The organism is Sphingobacterium rhinopitheci (assembly GCF_022627575.1).
Taxonomy (GTDB): domain Bacteria; phylum Bacteroidota; class Bacteroidia; order Sphingobacteriales; family Sphingobacteriaceae; genus Sphingobacterium; species Sphingobacterium rhinopitheci.
Map to the genome: position 1 here is coordinate 206,989 of NZ_JADEYQ010000002.1, position 23,556 is coordinate 230,544.

Below are 23,556 nucleotides of genomic sequence, written 5' to 3' on the forward strand. Positions count from 1 at the left end.
TATCTATTTAAAAACCGACATTAATACCAAACGTAAATGTTCTAGGCACAGGATTTCCTGCATTATCCAACGCATTCTGACTATTCGTAGTATAGCTATTAGCTATTTCCGGATCCATACCAGTATACTTGGTAAATACTAAAGCATTTTCAACATTAGCAAATACTTTAAGGTTAGTTAAATATAATTTATTCAACCATGCAGCATTCTTAAATGAATATCCTAGACCAATTGTTTTAACACGTAAAAAATTGCCATTTTCTAAAAATCTACTATTAGTGCTATTTTCCAAATTAATAGATGCTCCATACCCATAAACTAATTTGGGCACATCAGTCACTTGCCCTGGTGTAGTCCAACGATCCAACAATTCAGTACCGCCATTCTGAAACTCCATATTGTTTAATGATTCTTGTCTAGTTTGATTATACACCTTATTACCACCAGAATAAGTCAAATTAAGCACTAAATCCAGATTTTTGTATGTAAATACATTGTTGAAACCACCATACCAAGTCGGCATTGAATTACCCAAAATTTTCTTATCAGCAGTTCCAAGTGAAGATACTTGAGAAATATCTTTAGAATTATTAGGGTCATAAACTCTATAAGAAGTAGTTCCAGCAACATTTTGAACTAAACTACCATCTGCTTTTGCAAAAATAGCATTACCATTTTCTGAATTAACACCTTTGTATTCATACCCGTAAAATGCTCCAATTGACTCTCCTTCTCTATTTACATGAAATGTATAAGTGATATCATTACCATTTACAAGCTTTTGAATTTTGTTCTTTACAAAAGTGGCATTAAAGTTTGTATTCCATTTAAAATCTCCTTTCTCAAGAACTAAGCCGCCAAGGCTAAATTCAAAACCTTGATTATACATGGAACCCACATTTTGATTAATCATATTACCTGGTACCCCTAACGATGGAGAAATTGGTACCGCTAAGATCATGTTGTCAATATTATTGCGGAAATAATCAGCTACAAAACTAAATCTATCATTGAAAAACCCTAAATCAACACCAAAATTTATTTTTTTACTTGTTTCAAATTTTAAATTCGGATTACCTGCTTGTGAGTAAAATATACCTGTATTGTCACCATATATACGTGCAGAGAAAATTCCTGCATAAGGATAACTACCAATTTCAGTATTACCTACTTCAGCATAGCCCCCACGTACTTTAAATTGACTAATGACAGAGCTTGTGAAGAATTCCTCTTTTCGAATATCCCAACCTATGGATGCACCAGGAAGTAGAGCACTCTGCTTGCCATGTGGCAATGATGATATTTTATCATTTCTTAATGTTGCTGATAAAAAGTACCTATCTAACAACACATAATTTGCTCGTGCAAAAACAGAAGAAAATGCTCTTTCACTAGCTCCTCCTCCAATTAATTGATTATTTAGAGATCCAGAGATAATGTTTTCATTCTCTGCAAAATATGTAGAAGATAAACCATAACCATGTGCAAAGAAGTTTCTTGATTTAGTCTTTTGGTATTCCAAACCTGCTATAACATCTAGTCTACTTGAACCAAAATCAACTTTATAATTCAATGTATTTTGCCAATTATATCTAAAAGAAGGTAAGTAATACTGATATATTCTACCATTTACGGACCTACCATCACCATGTTCTGGATTCCAAAACATATAATCTTCACCAGCAATATACTGAACGGCGATCTGCGTTTTTAAATCTAAACCTTTTAAGATATTAACATTAGCAAAAGAGCTACCGTTAAAGTGTAAGGCAGAGGATTTATAAATGTTATGATCTAAAGAATATGCAATATTAGTATAATTACCATCAATTCCACTCAAATTAGCACCACGTCCTAAAGATGAACCGTCATCCGATAAATTATATCTGCCATCTGGCCATTTTACTGGTACATTTGGTAAAGCTACTAATGCATTAGCTATATTTCCAGATAATGAATTTACACCATCATTAAAACCTCGATCATCAACATATGACACTTGAGTATTTAATCCTAAAGTCACACGATCATTCAATGTTTTTTGTTCTACACGACCACGTATACCATATTTTTTCTGACTGTTACCCACAGATATACCATTAAGATCAGTATAATTTCCAGAGAAGTAATACGATGTTTTTTCTGTGCCTCCACTCAAAGATAAACCATGATGCTGTTGAAAAGCAGTTCTTAATACGACATCTTGCCAATTTGTATTGTAAGGAACTTGAGTATCAGGATTCAACGTAGGAAAGGCTTCGGGATCCCATCCTCTTGCAGCCAATTTTTCATTAGCAATTTCAATAAATTGATCGGCGTTTAACAAATCATACTTTTTAGAAGCTTTAGCAAAAGCAAACCAATTATCATAATTAACAGTTGGTGCACCTACTTTTCCACTTTTAGTAGTTATTAAAATAACACCACCTGCCGCTCTAGAACCATAAATAGCTGTCGCAGCACCATCTTTCAATACTTCGACACTTTGAATATCATTAGGGTTTATGCTTGAAAGGGGATTATTGTAGAAAACACCACTTTGGTCGCCAGAAATAAATGGCACGCCGTCAACAACATATAAAGGATCTGAAGAGTTAGAAATTGAACTAATACCTCTAATCCTTACCTTAGCTGGTTGCCCCAAAATACCTGAAGTAGTAGATGCTTGAACACCAGCAGCAAGTCCTTGTAAGCTTTTATCAAGAGAGGGTGCTGATACATTAGTAAAATCATCACCTTTAATCGACGCTATGGATCCTGTAATTTCTCTCTTCTTTTGAGAGCCATAACCAGTCACAACTACCTGATCCAAGACATTATCACTTGGTGAGAGTACTACCGTCAAAACAGACGAATTACCAATAGAAACTCTTTGTGAAGTATAACCAACGGAGGATACATTGAGAGTAGCACCAGAAGGTACTGATAGTTTGAAATTACCAGACGCATCTGTTTGAGTAGCAGTAGTTGACCCGACAACAGAAATGGAAGCACCACCGATAGGTGTTCCTTCTGAAGAGGTAACTTTACCAACCACATCACGAGTTTGAGCATATGACGAGCTGGCCAAGCAAGTCACTGCAAGCATTGTAGTGAGTAACTTTTGTTTCATAAGTTCTATGTTTAGTTAGAATTTCGTAGCCATCTTTTCATAGGATTTATAGGCTATTTAATTACAATACTAGGAAAAAAAAATGTTTTTAACATTTTTTTAACACAAAAAACATAAAATTTTATTTTATGTTTTTTTTTACCTCGAAAAACTGAAGGAGAAAACGTTATAATTTGTAATAAAATGCGAACGACCCAAGTAGTCTTAAGTATTACTCTATTGTACCAAAAAAGGATAATATGATAAAAATCATCCTAATAAAGGTCGTTAGTATAGCACAAAGAAATATATAGAAAAACCTTGATCCAAAACTCTAAATTAATTCATAATTGAACGTACAGAATCTAATTGTAACAACAACAACCCAAATTAACATCATACAGTATAAAAGAATTACAAAAAAAGGCTGCCTCTAAAAAAGAGACAGCCTGTTGATAGCTATAATAATACAATAAAACTATTATTGTGGATTATTTGGTAATATTTCAGGATTCGCATCCACCTCTGCTTGCGGAATCATAAATAAAAATCTATTGTCCCCAGCTGGGATATCGAATTTACCATACGTAGCGTGGTTTGAGCCTGTATAATTTCTTACTACACCTTTTTTAAGACGTTTCAAATCAAACCAAGCGAAACCTTCTGCCCAAAGTTCGATTCGTTTTTGAAGAATAATTTCATCAATCAAGTCCGCACCTGTTTTTGAAGACCGTACGTAATCTTGAGCCCTAGTTTTAGTAATTTCATACAATACATCTTTAGCTTGCTCTTCTTTTCCAGATCTTGCTAAAGCTTCAGCTTCAATATAATACATTGCAGCAGATCTTAAGTAAATATAATCCCCCGCGGTTCTACCTACTGTCAAATCTCTAAACTTGAAACTCACATAAGGTCCATACTTAACAGACTCATTACCTACAGTATAAACTACACTATCAGGTCCAGCATACATATTTTTACGAATGTCTTTAGGCGACATCGCATCATACAAACGCTTATCAATAGTAATATTTCCCCCTTCAGCATAACCCACATTTGTATTATCAAAATGAGAATAGAAATTGGCTACGAAAGTTGTTAATTCAGCATTCAAATCTGCTCCCCACATAGTTTCATTTTGCTTAATATCATAGAAACCATTCTGCCAAGCGGCCGCATTCAATAATTCATAGTTAGCACGTGCTAAATTAGCATACTTAGCTGCTTCTTCATATTTACCCATCTCTAAATAAACATCAGCCAAGAAACCTTGCGCTACACTTTTATCAATCATTTCCAGATTGGCACCCCTATTATAACCATCTAACGCTATTACTGCATCCTCTAGATCCGCTTGTACTTGAGCATACACTTCAGCAACAGTATTTCTTTTATTGGACAATTCAGCTGCATTAATAGGGACAGATAGTGCTGACTCATTACCTACGTATGTAGGTCCATATATACGCGCCAACATAAAATGAAAGTAACCTCTTAATGCCAAAGCCTGACCACGAATAGCCTTCAAATCACTATTATCTGTATTCTCAGCAATACTATTAATAATAATATTAGCATTTTTGATCTGTGTATAATAGGTAAGCCAAGGCATATGTGCTCTTGAATTCGTCATCACACGACCAGTATAGTTATAGTTGAAACCTCCCCAGTTTAGGTTTACCATGATTACATCGTTACCCATCAAGTCCATCACAGATAAGATAGACTTATGACCATAATCCTCATGCCCTGCATAACCAGTAATACCATATGATCTCAAACTTCCAAAAATACCTTTCAATGTTCCCATTGTAGCTGCAGAAGATGAACCTAATTGCTCAGAATTAATTGTAGATTGTGGATCTACATTTAAGTAATCTTTTGAACAAGAGCTTAATAAAGCGCCTACTAAAAGAAATGAATATATAATTTTATTTTTTTTCATTATTATTAGAATTTAATACTTAGACCTAAAGAAATACTTCTCAATAATGAATAACTATTTAATGTCAAACCGTTATTAGAAGCGCCACCCAGTTGCATCATTCTAGGATCTAAACCCTGACGTTTAGAAATCATAAAGAGATTATTACCCATCAAACTTACACGTGCATTCTTAATACCAATTCTTTCGAATGTACTATTTGAAAGATCGTAGTTTATCCCAACATTCTCTAAACTTAGGTAGTTAGCAGATATTAAAAACATATCAGAAGTACCATACTGTGTCTTATCTACACTAGACAACATAGGCATGGAAGCACTTGTATTTTCTGGTGTCCAAGTATTGTAAATATCTTTATGATAGTTAGCACCAGAATTACCCATACCTGTACCTTCAGAGAAAAGACCTTGATACACATTATCATAAATATAACCACCTAATTGATAAGCAAATCCAGCATTAAATGATATTTTCTTGTAAGCTACATCAAATCCAAAACCACCATACACATCAGGGTTTGCAGATTTATCGCTTAAGAACTGCGTAGCCGAAGAGTGCGTTTGTGTAGTAGTTTTTTCACCCGTAGAAATACCTGTGATAGCATCTTTTTCGCCTACATACCAAGACCCCATACCAGTAGCTTTATCTACTTCAGCAAATTCTCTCATATAGTATGTATATGCACTTTGCCCTTCCACAAATCTAAATACACCAGATACAAATGGCTGAGGTAATCGAGTAATTTTGTTCTTATAGTGCGTAGCATTAGCCCACAAATTCAAATTCCAATCTTCCGTTCTAATTACATCACCGCTAATAGCAATCTCAATACCCGTATTCTTCATATCACCGATGTTTTTAGATATCGCTGGTATACCTGAAGAAGGTGCTTGTGGGAAATTGAATAACATATCCGAAACTTTACGTGTAAAGAATTCAAAATCTACATTTAATCTATTATTAAACATTCCTAATTCAAAACCAGTATTGAAATTCTTCGAAACTTCCCACTTCAAATCTTTTGTACCTGTATATACTTGACGAATAGAAGGATTTCCATCAGCATCAGCTGTTATCTCATATTGATCCATATACGGCGTATAGTTACGTCCATATCCAAAGTGAGATCTATGATCCATATTTACGTAACCTGGGTAGAATAAATTATCGTTACCTTGCTCCCCATAACTTACTTTGATCTTCAATTTAGAAATTGCCTCAACATCAGACATAAAAGCTTCGTTAGATACATTCCATGCTGCCCCTAAGCCATAGAAATTTCCCCACCTATGATCCGTATGAAACACAGAAGACCCATCTCTTCTAAAAGAAGCATTAAAATAATATCTATTTGAATAGTTGTAATTTACTTTAGACAAGAATCCTTCTACTTTATAGATATCTTCATAACCATTCAAAGCGCTAAATTTACTTGCATTGGACAAGAAAACTTCATCAGGAATCACGATGTTAGTTTTAGATCCTGACAACATTTTATTAGAATAATCCGCTGTCTCATGACCAACCATAACACCAACAGTATGCTTACCAAAATCTTTATTGAAGTTTAATATTTGTTGGTTAGTCAATGTCTGCGTATTTGAAATTGCATTTGTGATCGTACCACCGTATGCAAATCCATCACCACCTACACCAGTTGTATAGCGAAGTCTATTACTAGATTGGTAATCATAGCCTATATTATACGTAAAATTAAAGTACTGTAAGAAATCAAATGAAGCATATGCTCTTAAGCCTACGTTTTTATTATCATTATTTTGTACGTTCAACAATGTAGTCGCGTACGGGTTCATATTTGTAATATACGGTCTAGAAGAAGGTGATCCATCCGGATTGATAGTCTCTCCCTTACCCCAATCATATACATCAGAACCGTTAGAATTTGTAATTCTATTACCTTGTTCATCTCTCGCAAAAATTGGATATATAGGCGCTAGATTTCTACTCCAAGAAAACAAATTCGAATATGTACCTGAATCTTTACCAGCCTGAGGATCTTTTGCTTTCGTACTTGCAAAGTTTACATTTGAACCGATCTTCACAAAGCTATAAGGACGAAATTCTATATTAGCTCTTGTTGATATTCTATCAAAGCCAGAGTTGATTACATAACCTTCGTCGTTCAAATAACTACCCGATAAAAAAGTAGATACTTTATCGTTAGCATAAGCAAGATTTAATGAGTTTTCTTGACGGATGCTATTATCAAACAAATAATTGTTCCAATCGTCGTGATACATTACTTTAGCATCAGGATTAATCAAACCAGTAGCTGGATCAATAATATTAGCATTAGGCACATTAAAGATATTAATTCCTAAATCTTTAACTAATCCATCAGATGCAGATTGACGTGCTACAGCATCTGACTTACCCGATACAATTTCACCTAAACGTAACCTATTCCATCTCAATTGGTAATATTCAGAAGGGTCAGTTATATAATCATAATCCTTAATGGCTCTTGAATTAAAACCCGTACGATTTTCAAAATTAATATCTACACCATCTCTATTTTTACCTTTTTTGGTTGTAATGATAATTACACCATTAGCTCCTCTACTACCATACAAAGCATTGGCAGAGGCATCTTTTAAAAAGGACATTTCTTCAATATCTTGGGAAGAAATAGAAGCGATATCTCCATTGAATGGAACACCATCTACAACGTACAAAGGCTCATTGGATGATGAAATTGACCCCAATCCTCTAAAACGTACTGTTGCTGACGAACCTGGTTGACCAGTAGTAGAACGAATCTGAACACCCCCAACTTTACCAGCCAATGACTGAACAACGTTAGCAGATTGTACTTGTTCCAAATCTTTAGCTTTTAATGTAGAAATAGACCCCGCGATAGATTCTTTCTTTTGCGTTCCGTAAGCCGTTACTACAACCTCATCCAATGCATTATCTTCAGGCTTTAAGCTTATAGATAATACAGATGCATTTCCTACATGCACACGTTGTGCTGTAAATCCTAAGTAAGAGACATTAAGCGTAGCACCAGGATTAACATTTAAAGTGAAATTTCCGGCTGCATCAGTCTGTGTAGCAGTAGAAGAACCCACTACTGATACAGAAGCACCTGAAATAGGCTTACCATCTGCAGCTGTTACTTTTCCACTCACTTGACGATCTTGCGCATATGACGATGTAGCGATACATGCAAGCGCAAACATTGAACTGAGTAATTTTTGTTTCATGTTTATTTATAAGTGTTTGTATAATTCATAAGTAGGTTGTAACAACAACCGGATATCCAACCTTATGCCTAACAGTCGTATATAACCGTATAGCCATAAAGAAATAACCTTTAGATAATTTGAAGAGTATAAATTGGATTAGTAGCGCACCTATCTATTCAATAGGATCGCAAACATATGCATAAAAAGTATTCGTTACAACTATTTTAAAGAAAACAGATATTTATTGATTAAAACTCAAAAATTACCGGAAAATATTAAATCTTTTAAAGTGGCAAATTTTCTTACTTATTTTAACAAACACTTAACATTCAAAATTAAATTCCAAAATTAAACAAATGATAAAATTAAATTTTTTTTTCAATAAGAATACATAATTTCAGCAGAACAAACATTGGCTTTGGCAGAATTAAATAAAAAAAGCCGCCTCCAACGGAGACGGCCTTAATACATTTATTTTATTAAATATTACTATTAACGTGAACCACCGGCCCACCATACATTTTCAGTATATACATATTGTCCATTGCCAAATGCTGCCTGAACATTAGGGTTTGCTGAAGTCTCTGAATTACCATAAGGCAAACGTAAAGGGAATTTATTAGGGTTTTTCAACACAATAAGATCCTTACCTTCAGCTTTCCAACGACGGATATCATTATACATTTCTACAGATTCACCCGAAGCACCAAAGAAAGCTAAGTATTTTTGATTAGCAATTTCTTTCAAAGCATTAGCTTGTAATAATGGCTTCACAGATTTATCAAAATAAGTATCTATCTCCTCATCTGTAATAGGTTTTGTAGTTTCGGTGATACCACCATATTCCACCACAGTAGGTGCTACGAAAGCAGCAGCCACAGATTTTTCAGAATTATGTATCCCTGCTTTTACCGCTTGTTTCAATACAGATTCGATTTCAGAAGCCGAAGCACCTAAACGCTGCATAGCCTCCGCTTTCAAGAACAACAATTCGTGGTAGCTCAATAACTCTGTAGATGCCGTTTGAGCATATACAAATGTAGATGTCAAGTAATAGTACTGAAATTGTTCATTCTCCCCATTAGGTGCTAACAAACTATCCGCTTTACTATTTGGCGCAAGATTAGCAACCTGTACCCAATCCGGGTTCGTAAAATTACGTCTCAAACGAGGGTCATTTCTATCGACTAATTTTTCAGCAATGCTTTTACTAGCCGCCAAACCATCACGAGACCATTGGAAGTTAAATAAAGGATTTAAATTTTGTGAGTCATACACATTGAATGCTGCCTCATCAGATACTGCTTGGAATGATTTGTCTACATATTCGATGACTTTATTCAAAGCTGCATTTTTATCTGTTGACACATTCAAAAGACGCATTTCATAACGCGCTTTAAGACCGTAAGCTAATTGCAACCAATTAGCAGCTTTACCGTTGTACAATAAATCATTAGTACCGATACCACCAATCGGGCTTTTATCACCTTTAGGTAGATTTTCAATGGCTTGATCTAATAAAGAGAATACCTCTTTGTACAAATCTTCTTGTTTGTCGATTTTAGGGTTTTTATTACCATAAGGATCGAATGCCTCCGAATAAGGAACATCACCAAACATATCCGTCAATAAAGCCAAATTATAGGCATTTAATACTTGAGCAACACCCAATGTGGTGTTATTACCTGCTTCAACACCACCTTCAGAACATTTAGCGATCGCAATTTTAGCATTACGAATAGCTTCATATATGCTACCCCAAGGATTGTTAAACGTAGACGAAAGTGCAGGCTGAGATACTCTATGCTCCGCATCCCACAGTTGATTGTACGTACCTACCTCATGCTCTACATAAGCCGCTAAGTATGTATTGATATCACTACCTACATTATTGAATGCCGTACTCGTAATTACATCCGCAAGGATAAATTTTGAGGTAACATCTGTAGGGTTATTAGGATTAACATTGACCGCATCCATTGCATCTTCCGAACAAGATGTAAATGCAATAGGCGTAGCGAATAGGCCTAAGGCCAATAATTTAATTATATTAGATCTTAATTTCATTTTATTAGAATTTAACATTCACACCAAAACCATAAGAAGAAGTTCCCGGTAATGAGAAACGTTCGAATGCACCAGACATATTTGTATTACCTTGAGAAACCTCCGGATCATAACCTTTTAACTCAGACCACAAGATGATATTACGTGCAAAAGCATTTACATCAATTTTAATTTTTGATGAAGAGTACACCGGGTAACCAACAGCAATCTCTCTTAATTTAACGAAAGAAGTACCAAATACAGAAGACTCAGAGATTGAATTTTTCGTATTGAAATAGTTATATGCATTAGACGGGTCGATCAAAATATCATTTTTCTCGTACACCCCTGGCGCTACTTCTTTTACAGCATCTTCTTCAAATAAGAATGGTTGGCCAGATCTGAAATCAGCTGATTTTTGTGTTACACCGTAGTAATCCAATACACCTGCAGTACCGTGGTACATTTGACCACCATTTTTCCAATCAATAACAGCAGACAATCTTACTTTCTTATACTCCATAGAAGTATTGAAACCTAACAAAAATTTAGGCGACACCGTACCGATTACTTTTTCAGGACCTACTTGAGGCATACCATCAGCATCAACAACGATTTGACCAGCATCATTTCTTAAGTAAGAAACACCGTAGATAACAGGAAATTTGTCCCCGATACTAGCACGAATTTGTGGCTCCACAAAACCACCTAAGAAGATAGAGTTTACCCCTTCAGCCAACTCATCCACATAGTTGTCGATTTTTGTAAAGTTGAATGTAAAATCCCATTTGAACTCTGTATGACGGAATGGCGCAATATTTACCGTTGCTTCATGTACATTAGTATGAATTCTACCACCGTTAGTTACTAAGCCTGAATAACCAGTTGAACCCGCTAAAGGCACTTCAAAAATTTGATCTTTTACATTTTGACGAGAGAACGTATAGTTCAAATTCATTAAACCACCCCAGAACGTCAAATCAGTACCTAATTCATAAGACTGTGTATTTTGAGGCTTTAAGTTAGGATCATAAATTACAGAACTCGGTGTAAATGCTACAACTGAATTTTTACCATTTACTATAGGATAGATAATAGGTGTCCCACTAGAGAAACCCCCACCATAAAGAGGTGTTGAATAATAGGACTCAAAATAATCACCTGCTTGACCTACTTCAGCATAAGAAGCTCTAATCTTACCAAATGTCAACACATTATTTTTAAGTGCATCTAATTCTGTGAAGATGAAACCTCCAGAAACTGAAGGATAGAAGAATGATCTGTTATTTCTTGGCATAGAAGAAACAATATCATTTCTACCTGTAGCATTCAAGAACAACATATTTTTGTATGCTAATGACAAGTTACCAAATGTACCTACCGAGCGGAAGTTACGTAAATCTTGACTCGCTGTATAGTTAGATGCATTATTCATATTATTCCAACCTGCAAAATTGAAATTAGAACCGTAAGCATAATCTTGACGACGATTTCTATTTCTGATTTCATTACCTACTAATGCATCAAAAGAGAAGTCATCACTAATTTTCCAATTGTATACTGCTGTCGCCAAAGAGTTGATCTCTGTCGATGAAACGTGGTAGTTTTCTACAGAACCTCTACCGTTAGCATGTCCATAGCTCCAATTGTCTGTATAATTGGTCGTGTACGAATCAGCACCAATTTGGTATTTCAACGTTAATTTTTGGTTATCCGCTAATGGTGTAGCATATTGAACATAACCATTACCAAAGAAACGTTTATTGTCTTCACTAAACTTGTTATTTTCAACAGCCCAATATGTAGCATCAAAACCACTCGTCGAACGGTAAGTATTTTGTGTATATGGATCACCCGCTACATGCGAAGGAATACCTGCTAAATCATAAGATGCTGGAGCACCGTACAATGTTGCTACAATACCATTATTAGCACCTGTTTGTTTTGTAAGCTTAGAGTTTACATAATTAGCAGAGAAACCTGTCGTCCATTTGTCCGTCAAATTCGCTTCTGCAGCTAACTTAGCCGTATAACGATCTAAGCCTGTAGAAGGAACAATACCTTCAGCATTAGTAGCTCCTAATGAAAAAGAGTAATTTCCTTTTTCAAAACCTTGGATCACATTTAATGAATTATTGAATGTTTTACCAACATTAAAGAAATCTGCTGCATTATTGTACGCTTGTGGCGTAGCCCAAGGGTCTAAACCTGCCTTAGCACGTTGAGCAACATAATATTTACCTTCCGTATTGATACCGTTAGCTTGTGCCGCTGCAGAATAATCATTGGAGGTATTACCGCCGTAGTTAGCATCATTTGCTAAATCTGAGATTTTTGGTCCCCAAGACAAGGAAGAGTTAGGGCTATACGAACCGTTACTTCCTTGGGCATATGTAGATTGAAAATCTGGCAATACCGATACTTTATCAAAAGAAACATTTGAATTGTAGGAGATCTGTGCTTTTTTATTTGCTCCTTTACCTTTTTTGGTCGTGATAATTACCGCACCATTTGATGCACGCATACCATATAATGCAGATGCCGCTTGACCTTTTAAGATATTGATACTTTCGATATCATTAGGATCGATATCCAAACCTCTAGAAGCATAATCAGCACCTGATACAGAATTACCTGTTGAAATGTCATTACCTGAAGTAATAGGCAAACCATCCACTACATACAAGGGAGAGTTGTCACCAGAGAATGATCGGGCACCACGAATTGTAATTTTTGCTGAAGCACCAGGCATCCCCGAAGAAGGAGTAACCTCTACACCAGAAACTTTACCTTGTAATGCTGTTGCTAAATTACTATTAGAAGCTTGCGTCAATTTATCTGCTTTCACTTCTTGTGTAGCATAACTCAAAGATCTTTTCTCTTTAGAAATACCCATCGCTGTAACTACAACTTCTTCTAATGCATTGTCTTCAGGAACTAAAGCAATCGATAAAACAGAAGAGTTACCAATAGAAACGCGTTGTGAAGTATATCCGATATAAGATACATTTAATGTAGCTCCAGGTGCCACGTGTAAAGTAAAATTACCGGAAGCATCCGTCTGCGTAGCAGTAGATGTACCGACAATAGATACAGAAGCACCGCTAATCGCTGAACCATCTGTAGAAATCACTTTACCACTCACTTGACGATCCTGCGCATATGACGATGTAGCTATACATGCGAGCGCAAACATTGTGCTGAGTAATTTTTGTTTCATGTTGTTTATATTAATTATTATTATAGTTGCAATACTAACTTAATACAATAATCAATTGTGTTCTGGAGACAACAACAGTTTTCAGATCAGAATGCAAAACAATTGACATGTAAATCAATCATTTTCATACTTCAGAAGTATATATGGGTAGTGAAATCGTACTTAATAACAAGCAGTTAATTAAGAACGGGAAGCAAATGTAAAGCAAAGTAGTTGTTAATGCAATAATAAAATAAAGAAAAAAAATATATTAAAAAATGTTAAAATAAATGATTGTCACTTCTTAATAACAACAGTGAAATAAAAGAAAGCAGAATAGAAAAAGACAGAATAAAATTCAATTGAAGCTCTTAAACAAAGAATTTTAGCGATTATTAGTTAAAATTAAATATCCATAAAATTATCGCACACAAACTTCTTATCTTTGTAACATGCGATTTGATATCATTACAGTATTACCATCTCTATTGGAAAGTCCATTTGCACATTCTATATTACAGCGTGCACAGAAAAAAGGAATAGCAGAGATTCATGTTCATAATCTACGTGATTACGCCAAAAATAAGCAGAAATCTGTAGATGACTACCCTTATGGTGGAGGATCAGGAATGGTGATGCAAATAGAGCCTTTTGCTGCCTGTATAGAGCAACTACAAAGTGAAAGGGCATATGATGAAATCATCTATATGACTCCAGATGGTGTGACACTAAATCAAGATATAGCCAACGAATTATCAACCAAAGGGAATATCATTATTCTTTGTGGACACTATAAAGGTATAGATCAACGGATCAGAGATATTTTCGTTACAAAAGAGATTTCTATAGGTGATTATGTATTGTCTGGCGGTGAACTGCCTGCAGCTATCGTGGTAGATGCTATTGTTCGATTAATCCCTGGCGTGCTTAATGATGAAACCTCTGCCCTATCCGACTCTTTTCAAGATGGCCTATTGGATGCCCCCATATATACGCGACCTGCCGAATGGCGTGGCCACAAAGTACCTGATATACTATTAAGTGGCAATGAGGCCAAAATAAATGCTTGGCGCGATGAACAGCAGTTGCAAAGAACACAAGAAAGAAGACCTGATTTATTGAATGATTAATAGAGCAGTTGATTACTTAGCTCTTTAATCATCCATATACTAAAACACCCAAGAATAAACTAATATCCTTGGGTGTTTTAGAAAATTAATTATCCTAATTATATTGGAGTGATACTAATCCATTTCCTAGCATCTGTAACCGTAACCAAATCATACACACTCGCACCTTTCTCGATGATATACAAGCCATTCGGATCAGTGAAATTTTGAGCTGCTTGAAGGGTAATAGCCCTAGGTCCTGCTGCCATAGACCCCAAAAAACCCAAATAACTATATTTAATTATACCTGTTGTAAAATCTAAATTATAACCAATCGCTACACCATAAGCTAACGAAAAACTTTGAGCATACCCTAATAAATCATAACCAGTATTAAACCCCATCCAAAATATCTGTTGATTAAACCCCGTAAGAGTAGCTACAGACGATTCATTCAGATAATCCTTCACTCCATCACGTGTCCAAGAACTAAAAAACAATTGTCGATCTGATGCCCAAAACCTAGAAATAACAGTAACATCATAAAATAATGGTTCTATCGCCTCTGTTATTCGCAAGTTAACAGACCCTAATTTTGCAGACAAAAAACCTGTTGGATCAAATACAACATCAGTCAATTTATGTATTGTATCAAGACCTAACACTATAGGTTCATAAAAATTAATCTCATCACCTACGATATAAAAACTACTTGAACTGCGTACTGCAATCCCACCCTCATAACGAACGAGTCCAAACCTACGATCTGCAGTATTCAAATCTACCTCATACTCAACCCCATCAATCAGCGTTCTTTTAAAATAAGTTCTAAGATTTGAAACTTCAGATAATAAAGCGTCTGTATCATTAAAAGTATTGGACGCATCTAAAACTGAAGTTGCTTTAATTAAAATCAACTTACTTTCATTATAAATACCTTTCAATTCAATTCTATCTGCTGTAGCCTCTAAAAAATGAAACTCAAAATCAGAGCGCATACCTTCTGCCACGACGCCGCCATACACCCCATCATCAGGGTCGGCCAAAAGATGTAATAATGAGTACGTATCAAAAATCAAAGTGGGTCTTTGCAAATATTTCAACCGATATGAACTTTCATCCATTTCTGTAACATCATCTTCTAAAATCGTAAAAACACGATTTACATTATTGAATCGAAAAGTAAAATTTTTCTGCAAACCACTTTTTGTTAACAAATAGGCCTTCCAACCAAATGGAGCATCTGTCAAATATTCTGCATATAATTCCATTCTTTCATTAATGCGCTCATCAACCGAGGTGTCAGGGAAATCTTGAAATTTATTACATCCATAAAACAATTGTAAACTCACAATTGCTATTATTAATATTCTTATTCTTCTCATAACAATCGAATTATAATGCATTAATTTCATCTTGCGTTTGATTCTGCAACGCCGTCATATCGATATCCCAAGTCTCTAACATATACTGCCTTACATACAATTCCTTTTGTCTCAAGGCAGGAGCACCAGCGCCAGCGCTATTTACAAGTGCATCAAAAGCTGCCTTCCCTTCTGTCAACATAATGGCAATCATCTCCACAAAATCATCTTCTACAGAATTCCTAGAATAGGCAGAAATAAAACCTAATCGCAGCACTTCAGCATCTCTAAAATTAAACCATGTAGGATCGTATCCACCTGGAGTAACTTGCGCGTATAAGGTCGTAAACATCTTCTTTTGATGTAGTATATGAGCAAATTCATGATGCATAGTCTTAAGCATGCGCTTAATTAATTGCCTATTTGTTAAATCGAAATTATTAATTTCAAACAAAGTAATTTTCCTTCCCCCATCAGCTTGACCCAACACAATAGTGCCATTAGAATTATATTCAACACTTCCAACTAGAATGAATTGTTTCTGACCAATTTCCTTTATAAAATTTGGACCTTTCAAGAATTCATATGGCTTAATCCAAACTTGCTTCATTGCAGTCATCACAGGAATAACAATACTCTCACGCGGCGGAACTAAAGTTTTATTCATATTCAATTCCGACCTATCCCATTTATACTTAACTTCTATATTATAGGGCTTTGTTAAACTATCATAAATCCAAATATCAACGTTTGATTTCTCCCAATTGTCACCTCCTAAATTCAACGCTGAGGCATCCAAAACCTCTTTCTTTTCACAAGAGGTCATTGCGAATAGAATTACTCCAAACACAATAAATGTATATTTAAATATTATTTTTTTCATATCATTAATTTCTAGGATTAGCCTGCAAACCATATTCAATAGCCTCTATAGGTAACTGTAAAACTCGCTTAGGATCATCAGGACTTATCGTTAAATCAATTTGATCTCTTGAACCAGCGACAGAGCGATGAATAACAGTCTTTCCTGTACGAATGATATCAAACCACCGCATACCCTCAAAGAGAAATTCTTGCCTTTTAAAATTCAAAATCGTCTCTACAACTGCTTCTTTGTCAGTTAATCCTGGGTAAAATGCTTGACATTTAGCCAATGTGATTCTATGATTAGCATTATTCACATTGTAATTAGTAACGCGTTTAGACAAGAAAGCCTGCAAATCTGCCAAAGCATCTATAGTTCTATCTAAATTAGCATAAGCCTCTGCTCTATTGAACAAAACTTCTTCCATGGAAAATAAAGTATAAACCACATAACGAATACCAAAATTATCTGAAATAGCCTCTTTGATAAAGTTGGTTTTAAATTTTGGAATATTATAAACTGTCTCATTACCACCAAAAACCTTAGATCGATATGAAAGCTGCAAATTCAATGGATTTGAACCTCCACCAAATACTGTTGCTAGCAAGGATGAATTCAAACCATAATTGTACCTCGGATAATCTTCACCATAACCTGACGCTGACTCTGCCATCAAGATGTTGGCAGGGTCCGAAGAGCTTGAGTAGGCATCTTGAAGCACAAAATAACTGTAGTTTTGATAAGCCGTATTCCAAGGACGTAATAAATTAGCTATAGAAGTAGTATTTGATATCAAATCAGCGTAAAAGATAACCCTTTCATATTCCTTCTTAAACAAATAAAACCTTGTAGCAAATGCATATGCCGCATTTTTAGTAAAGTGGAATGAAGGTACTTTATAAGTACTATTATCAATTAAAGGAATACCGTCCAACAAATCCTTTTCTATCATATCATAAACGCTTTGAACAGTACCTCTACTATATTCACCAACAGCAACTGTTTCTGGTGTAGTCTGATAAGGTATCCCGGGGCTATCATTTGCTATAGAGGAATCATAAGGTAAGGCAAAATAGTTCACTAACATAAAGTGAGCATATGCTCTAGCAACTAATGCTTCACCTTTAGCCGCACGCGCCTCCACAGGATCACCTAGCTTCGCTATCCCTGCCAATGCTTGATTTGCAGCAGCAATTGCTCTATAGCATGCCTGCCAATAAGCATTTGGCGTATCACTAGCAGTACTAACTTGATCCCTAAACTCCCAAGGATAAAAGTTTTTCATCTCACGACTTGTAACACCTTTATCACCAGCATTATCTGACATTGACTCTGCAAAGGCAGCATAAAATCTATCGGGATAAGCAGATCCAACTAATTCAGTAATTTTAACTACATTATCTAGCTCTGTACGATCATCAGGTTGATAATCTAAAAATTTATTACAACTAAATAAGAATAAGGAAGACAATATAAATACACTAATTTTTTTCATCTTATTTATTTTTAAAAACCTAACTTAACAGACAAAGTATACATCCTATTTACAGGTAAAGCGACGCCTCCAGTATTAAAGAATTCAGGATCTTGACCATTCAACTTCTTATCTGCATATATTAACCAAAAATTATTAGCCACTAGACTCAAAGAGGAGCTCCTGATTTTATATTTACTCAACCAATTTGCTGGCAAGGCATATGAAACTCGAAGTGATTTTAACTTCAAAAAATCACCTTTTGCCACACGCTCTGTTGAATAATTATATGAACTATATGGAAATTCTCCTTGTAACAGCAAATTAGTACTCCTGTCGATAATAGCAGGAATCTCACTATCACCATCTAATACCCATCGTAACTTATACTCATTTGGCAAAGCGTCCGTGTCCGAATAAGATGAATCAAAATATGGATTCAATCTAATTACATTACCTGTGGCAAAAGTAAACAATGAAAAGAACGAGAAATTCTTATATGTAAACGTATTAGAGAATCCACCGGCAAACTTTGGTTCTGTAGGACCTTCGTATTTCAAAATAGAAGTATTAAAACTTTGGGGGTCAACAAAATTTGTAGGACCGTCTTCACCTACAAATGTTGGAAAACCATAATAATCATCTAATTTCAAAAACTGAATAGAATATAACCCTCTATATGGATGATCTATAGTAGGACCACCATTTGTTCCTACCAATTCAAAAACATTAGGATTAGAATTCATTTTAGTAACCTTATTTACAGAATAACCAAAATTGAAATTACTATTCCACTTCACTGAACCAATAGGTCCATGATATGCCAAACTTAATTCTATCCCTTTGTTATTCATGTCAGCATAATTGACAAACCTCCTGTACTCACCACCAATCGCAGGGGTGCGCATTTCATAAATCAAATCAAAACTATTACGATTATAAATATCAAAAGCAACTGCTAATCGATCTTTAAAAAACCCTAAATCTAACCCCAAATTAGTCTCATATGACTTCTCCCACGTTAAATCATCATTTGCTAAATTTCGAATGCGCATTATCGTTTCATTTTCGAATTTATAAGGACGTAGAGAAGACCCACTCCTTAGCACAAGGGCTGCATTAGTCGCTGCATTTATGTTGGCCACAAGACCATATGTCGCTCTCACAGAAACACGATTCATAATTTCAGATAAACTAGAATTTTGGTAAAAATTCTCATTACTCATCCGCCATGCACCAGAAATATTCCAAGTAGGCAACCATCGCGCAGTAGCTGTAGTACCCATTTGGTTTGACCCATCATAACGAACAGTACCATTAATTGAGTAGCGATCCGTATACGCATATGCAACACGTGCTAAAAAATTTGAAGCGCGATCATGCAAATTCCGCATAGAATAGTATGGGATATTATTTGCCACACTTTGCTCAATTGCTAAGGGATCAATAAAAGGCACTCCTCCTTTATCATATTGATAACCATATCCAATATTTGTTTTATTTTGTCTTTTAATTACACGAATCTCCTGTGCCAAGAATGCATTAAACTCATGATCTTCAGAGGCCTTCATATTATAATCCAATGAAGTCCTAAACGTATATGACTTCAACATATCGTCATTTGTATTATAAAACCCACCTACAGGCAATACAGTAACTGACTCTCCTGCAGGATTAGATGGATCTCTATACAGAAAACGGTTCCTAGACCGGACATCTGAATCATCTAAGCCTGCTCTATATGCTTGCGCCATATTTGCATCACCAGTAACCATATGTTCTTGTCCTGTTTTTGCATAACGCATCGATCCTAATGTATTAAAATCTAAACCGGGTATAATTTTATACGTTAAACCACCTTGCAACTTCAAATCCAACATATTCAATCTCATCTTGTTATTCTCTAATTCATGAAGTACATTAAATGGCGCGAAATTTCTAGTGAAAAACTCTAGGTTGCCCTCTTCGTCATAAGCAGTCATTGTCCTGCTTGTATTTAATGCATACGAGAATGGATTTATATCAAAATCACGAGAATACTTACCCTCAACGGGATTGCTTGTACGTGTTAATGTACCAGGTGCCAATTGATCTCTTATAGATCCCGTAGTAATAATATTTACAGAGAGCTTATCTGAAAGCTTAAATGTATTATTCAAATTCATAGTCCATCGCTCAACATTATTTCCTTTGGCCCAACCATTATCTTTCAAATAACTAGTAGAAACATATGTCTGTACAGTTTCGGAACCACCATTAAAATTTAAAGAATGTTCTTGTTGAAATGAATTATTAAACAACAAATCAAACCAATCTGTATTTGCAAGCGCATATCTTTTCAAAAATGCCTCTCTAGCTTCAGGTGTATTTTCTAAACCAAATTGTCCTGTTATAGGATCATAATCATAAATTAAATCATACATCTTACGAAAAACCCCTCCATTTTCTGACCTTGAACCAGAGGCATGATTAAACCAACCATAATTCATCAATTGTCCATTAACCGACATCTGATCTACAGAATTCATTATATTATAATTCTTATAACTAGGCTTAGGATTTAAAGAAAAATTTCCTGTATAATTAACTTGGGTTGCACCAACTCTACCTTTTTTAGTACGAATAACAATTACTCCATTCATTGCTCGTGCGCCATATTGCGCTGTAGCAGCTGCATCTTTCAAGATGTTGATATCCTCAATATCATCCATATTCAACCCTGCAACGGAAGAACCTATTAATGTAGATGCATCACCGGAAGTTAATTCATCATTAGACACATTCACGACATCCTCCAAAATTACACCATCAATAACCCACAAGGGTTTGTTGTCACCTGTAATAGAAGATGCACCACGAATTCGAACTTTAGGTGCGGCACCAAATGTACCAGATACATTTTGAATGGAAACACCTGCCACCCTACCTTCTAACGCTCTACTCAAATCTGTAACACCTTCTTGAATTACATCGGATCCTTTTAACGATACGGCTGAGCCAGTAAACAACTTAGGATTAAGGTTCTGGTATCCAGTAGCCACAACAGTAACCGCCTCAATCTGCGTGTCATCTTTGTCTAGCATAACATTAATAATTGGTCTGGAATTAACAGAAACTTCTTTAATCTGATACCCAAGAAAACTAAAAACCAGTACGCCCGTACTAGGTGCATTTATTACATAGTCTCCCTGTACATTTGATTGAGTCACTTGGGTGGTACCTTTAAGAGTAACGGTCACATTTCCCAAAGACCCTTCCTTCGAACTCACTCTACCTTTCACCTCTATAGACTGCGCTGAAATATCAATACACAAACTAAACATGAAAACAAAGGTTAAAAAAATTTTATTTAACATAAATTAATTGATTTAATTGTTTAGCGGATAATTCTAATTAGGGGTTAATAAAACTATAAAGTAAACGTATGAATAAATCAACACATAGTTGTTTTAGTTAAATAAATTAACTAAAAAAGTAGAGACAATACTACAACAAAAGGAGAAAAAATAAGAGGACTGAAGCAGTTTCGATAAGAAAATCAAAAAAATATTAATAAATTTTCAATAATACTTTGATTTTTTAAAATTAATTATAAATTTGCAATATAATGATAACGAAATCTACATATCAATTATGGTGGTGGCCGGAAGCAAATAGCGTCGGGCAGCAATCGTATTGATATAAATAATAGATATTTAATAATCAACCTAAAACTGAAAACCATAGCCCGACTCTTACGTCGGGCTTTTTTGTTATAATTGTAAACTATCTTATACGAATATGTTATATACATTCAATACGAACTATAAAAAAATCCTTGCTGATACAACGACACCAGTAAGTATTTACCTTAGAATAAGAGATATTTTCCCTAATAGTCTACTATTAGAAAGTTCAGAATATCATAGCAGAGACAATAACATCAGTTACATCTGTTGTCAACCGTTAGCTGGTATTACCTTGAATGATGATGTTCTAACAATTCAATACCCCAATACTGAAAAAATAATAAAAAAAGCCTCCGAAATAAATTTAAAGGAAGAAGTAGCAAATTTTAGAGATTCTTTCCAAGATCAAAAGTTAGCCGATATTAATGTAATATCAAATGGCTTATTTGGTTACTTCACCTTCAATACGGTAGAGCATTTTGAGGATATCAAATTGACTGCATCAACAAATGAAGAGCGACAAATTCCACATATGCAATACCATATATACAAATATGTTATTGCTATAGATCACTTCCGCAATCAACTATATTTATTTGAGAATTTAGTAGAAAATGAAAAGAGCGATATCGAAAGGCTCGCATACATCATCAAGAACAAGAACTTCCCTGAATATTCTTTTCAACTAAACGGAGAAGAGTCCTCAAATATGACTAATGAGGACTTCAAAAGCCTGGTTGAAAAGATGAAAGTACATATTCGTAGAGGAGATGTATTCCAGATCGTCCCTTCACGCGGTTTTTCAACACCATTTTTAGGAGATGAATTCAACGTATACAGAGCGCTTCGTTCTATCAACCCTTCACCTTATTTATTCTACTTCGACTATGGTGATTTCAAACTATTTGGTTCATCACCAGAAGCACAATTGACGATTCAGAAAAATGAAGCTACGATATTTCCGATTGCAGGTACATTCAAACGCACAGGAGACATAGAGCAAGACAAAAAAATTGCCGAAGAATTAAAAAATGACCCTAAAGAATCAGCCGAGCATGTGATGTTAGTTGATTTGGCACGCAATGATTTAAGTAGACATTGTACCAATGTACAAGTAAAATCCTATAAGGAAGCACAGTATTATTCGCATATCATACATCTTGTGTCCAAAGTTTCAGGACAGCTAAAAGACAATGTTAACCCTTTTGATGTTGTAGGAGACACCTATCCTGCAGGCACATTATCTGGTGCACCAAAACATATGGCATTGACATTAATCGATAGATATGAAGGACTACAACGCTCATTCTATTCTGGAGCATTAGGTTACATGGGCTTCAATGGGGATTTTAACCATGCCATCATGATACGTTCATTCCTAAGCAAGAAAAATATTTTACACTACCAAGCTGGCGCCGGTATTGTATTGGATTCAGACCCAGAAAAAGAATTACAAGAAGTAAATAACAAAATTGCAGCTTTACGCAAAGCTTTAGAATTAGCGCAAGAAATATGATCCGTCCTTTAGAATATTGTACCGAAAAACTACACTTCGATCAATCCCTTGATACTATGAATCAACGCAT

The 23,556-nt window shown here is 35.2% G+C and carries 11 protein-coding genes; 2 read left to right on the plus strand and 9 right to left on the minus strand.

Annotated elements, in window-relative coordinates:
* Positions 1–7: 7 nt before the first annotated feature.
* From IP023_RS03660 to IP023_RS03680, 5 genes are all read right to left on the minus strand, one after another.
* Positions 8–3,112, minus strand: a complete 3,105-nt coding sequence (locus IP023_RS03660; RefSeq protein ID WP_241788899.1) for a SusC/RagA family TonB-linked outer membrane protein — start codon at positions 3,110–3,112, stop codon at positions 8–10.
* Positions 3,113–3,572: 460 nt separating this feature from the next.
* Complete coding sequence (locus IP023_RS03665; RefSeq protein ID WP_241788900.1) at positions 3,573–5,036, minus strand: RagB/SusD family nutrient uptake outer membrane protein; 1,464 nt, start codon at positions 5,034–5,036, stop codon at positions 3,573–3,575.
* 5 nt (positions 5,037–5,041) lie between these two features.
* Positions 5,042–8,263, minus strand: coding sequence for a SusC/RagA family TonB-linked outer membrane protein (locus IP023_RS03670; protein WP_241788901.1), 3,222 nt, complete (start codon positions 8,261–8,263; stop codon positions 5,042–5,044).
* Between the two features lie 474 nt (positions 8,264–8,737).
* Positions 8,738–10,312, minus strand: a complete 1,575-nt coding sequence (locus IP023_RS03675; protein ID WP_241788902.1) for a SusD/RagB family nutrient-binding outer membrane lipoprotein — start codon at positions 10,310–10,312, stop codon at positions 8,738–8,740.
* Between the two features lie 4 nt (positions 10,313–10,316).
* Positions 10,317–13,511, minus strand: coding sequence for a SusC/RagA family TonB-linked outer membrane protein (locus tag IP023_RS03680; protein WP_241788903.1), 3,195 nt, complete (start codon positions 13,509–13,511; stop codon positions 10,317–10,319).
* Positions 13,512–13,942: 431 nt separating this feature from the next.
* On the opposite strand from IP023_RS03680, the gene trmD reads away from it, so the two are divergent.
* Positions 13,943–14,620 carry a tRNA (guanosine(37)-N1)-methyltransferase TrmD gene (gene trmD, locus IP023_RS03685; RefSeq protein ID WP_241788904.1) on the plus strand — a complete coding sequence of 226 codons (678 nt, stop codon included), beginning with the start codon at positions 13,943–13,945 and terminating at the stop codon, positions 14,618–14,620.
* A gap of 98 nt (positions 14,621–14,718) precedes the next feature.
* On the opposite strand, the gene IP023_RS03690 is transcribed toward trmD, so the two are convergent.
* From IP023_RS03690 to IP023_RS03705, 4 genes are read right to left on the minus strand one after another with little or no spacing between them, the layout of a single operon-like run.
* Positions 14,719–15,984: a DUF4302 domain-containing protein gene (locus IP023_RS03690; RefSeq protein ID WP_241788905.1), complete on the minus strand. Its 1,266-nt coding sequence runs from the start codon at positions 15,982–15,984 to the stop codon at positions 14,719–14,721.
* A 10-nt stretch (positions 15,985–15,994) separates the two neighbouring features.
* Entirely contained in the window at positions 15,995–16,846 is an 852-nt protein-coding gene (locus tag IP023_RS03695) for a zinc-binding metallopeptidase (RefSeq protein WP_241788906.1), read from the minus strand.
* Between the two features lie 4 nt (positions 16,847–16,850).
* On the minus strand, positions 16,851–18,323 hold the full coding sequence (locus IP023_RS03700; RefSeq protein WP_241788907.1) for a RagB/SusD family nutrient uptake outer membrane protein: 1,473 nt from the start codon (positions 18,321–18,323) through the stop codon (positions 16,851–16,853).
* Between the two features lie 11 nt (positions 18,324–18,334).
* Positions 18,335–21,625 (minus strand): SusC/RagA family TonB-linked outer membrane protein, encoded by a 3,291-nt coding sequence (locus IP023_RS03705; protein WP_241788908.1) that lies wholly within the window; start codon positions 21,623–21,625, stop codon positions 18,335–18,337.
* 457 nt (positions 21,626–22,082) lie between these two features.
* On the opposite strand from IP023_RS03705, the gene IP023_RS03710 reads away from it, so the two are divergent.
* Positions 22,083–23,486 carry an anthranilate synthase component I family protein gene (locus IP023_RS03710; RefSeq protein ID WP_241788909.1) on the plus strand — a complete coding sequence of 468 codons (1,404 nt, stop codon included), beginning with the start codon at positions 22,083–22,085 and terminating at the stop codon, positions 23,484–23,486.
* The last annotated feature ends 70 nt before the right edge of the window (positions 23,487–23,556 follow it).

Excerpts from the sequence above, each read along its gene's own strand:
- IP023_RS03660 (WP_241788899.1), bottom strand. The coding sequence starts at position 3,112 with ATGAAACAAAAGTTACTCACTACAATGCTTGCAGTGACTTGCTTGGCC.
- IP023_RS03665 (WP_241788900.1), bottom strand. The coding sequence starts at position 5,036 with ATGAAAAAAAATAAAATTATATATTCATTTCTTTTAGTAGGCGCTTTA.
- IP023_RS03670 (WP_241788901.1), bottom strand. The coding sequence starts at position 8,263 with ATGAAACAAAAATTACTCAGTTCAATGTTTGCGCTTGCATGTATCGCT.
- IP023_RS03675 (WP_241788902.1), bottom strand. The coding sequence starts at position 10,312 with ATGAAATTAAGATCTAATATAATTAAATTATTGGCCTTAGGCCTATTC.
- IP023_RS03680 (WP_241788903.1), bottom strand. The coding sequence starts at position 13,511 with ATGAAACAAAAATTACTCAGCACAATGTTTGCGCTCGCATGTATAGCT.
- trmD (WP_241788904.1), top strand. The coding sequence starts at position 13,943 with ATGCGATTTGATATCATTACAGTATTACCATCTCTATTGGAAAGTCCA.
- IP023_RS03690 (WP_241788905.1), bottom strand. The coding sequence starts at position 15,984 with ATGAGAAGAATAAGAATATTAATAATAGCAATTGTGAGTTTACAATTG.
- IP023_RS03695 (WP_241788906.1), bottom strand. The coding sequence starts at position 16,846 with ATGAAAAAAATAATATTTAAATATACATTTATTGTGTTTGGAGTAATT.
- IP023_RS03700 (WP_241788907.1), bottom strand. The coding sequence starts at position 18,323 with ATGAAAAAAATTAGTGTATTTATATTGTCTTCCTTATTCTTATTTAGT.
- IP023_RS03705 (WP_241788908.1), bottom strand. The coding sequence starts at position 21,625 with ATGTTTAGTTTGTGTATTGATATTTCAGCGCAGTCTATAGAGGTGAAA.
- IP023_RS03710 (WP_241788909.1), top strand. The coding sequence starts at position 22,083 with ATGTTATATACATTCAATACGAACTATAAAAAAATCCTTGCTGATACA.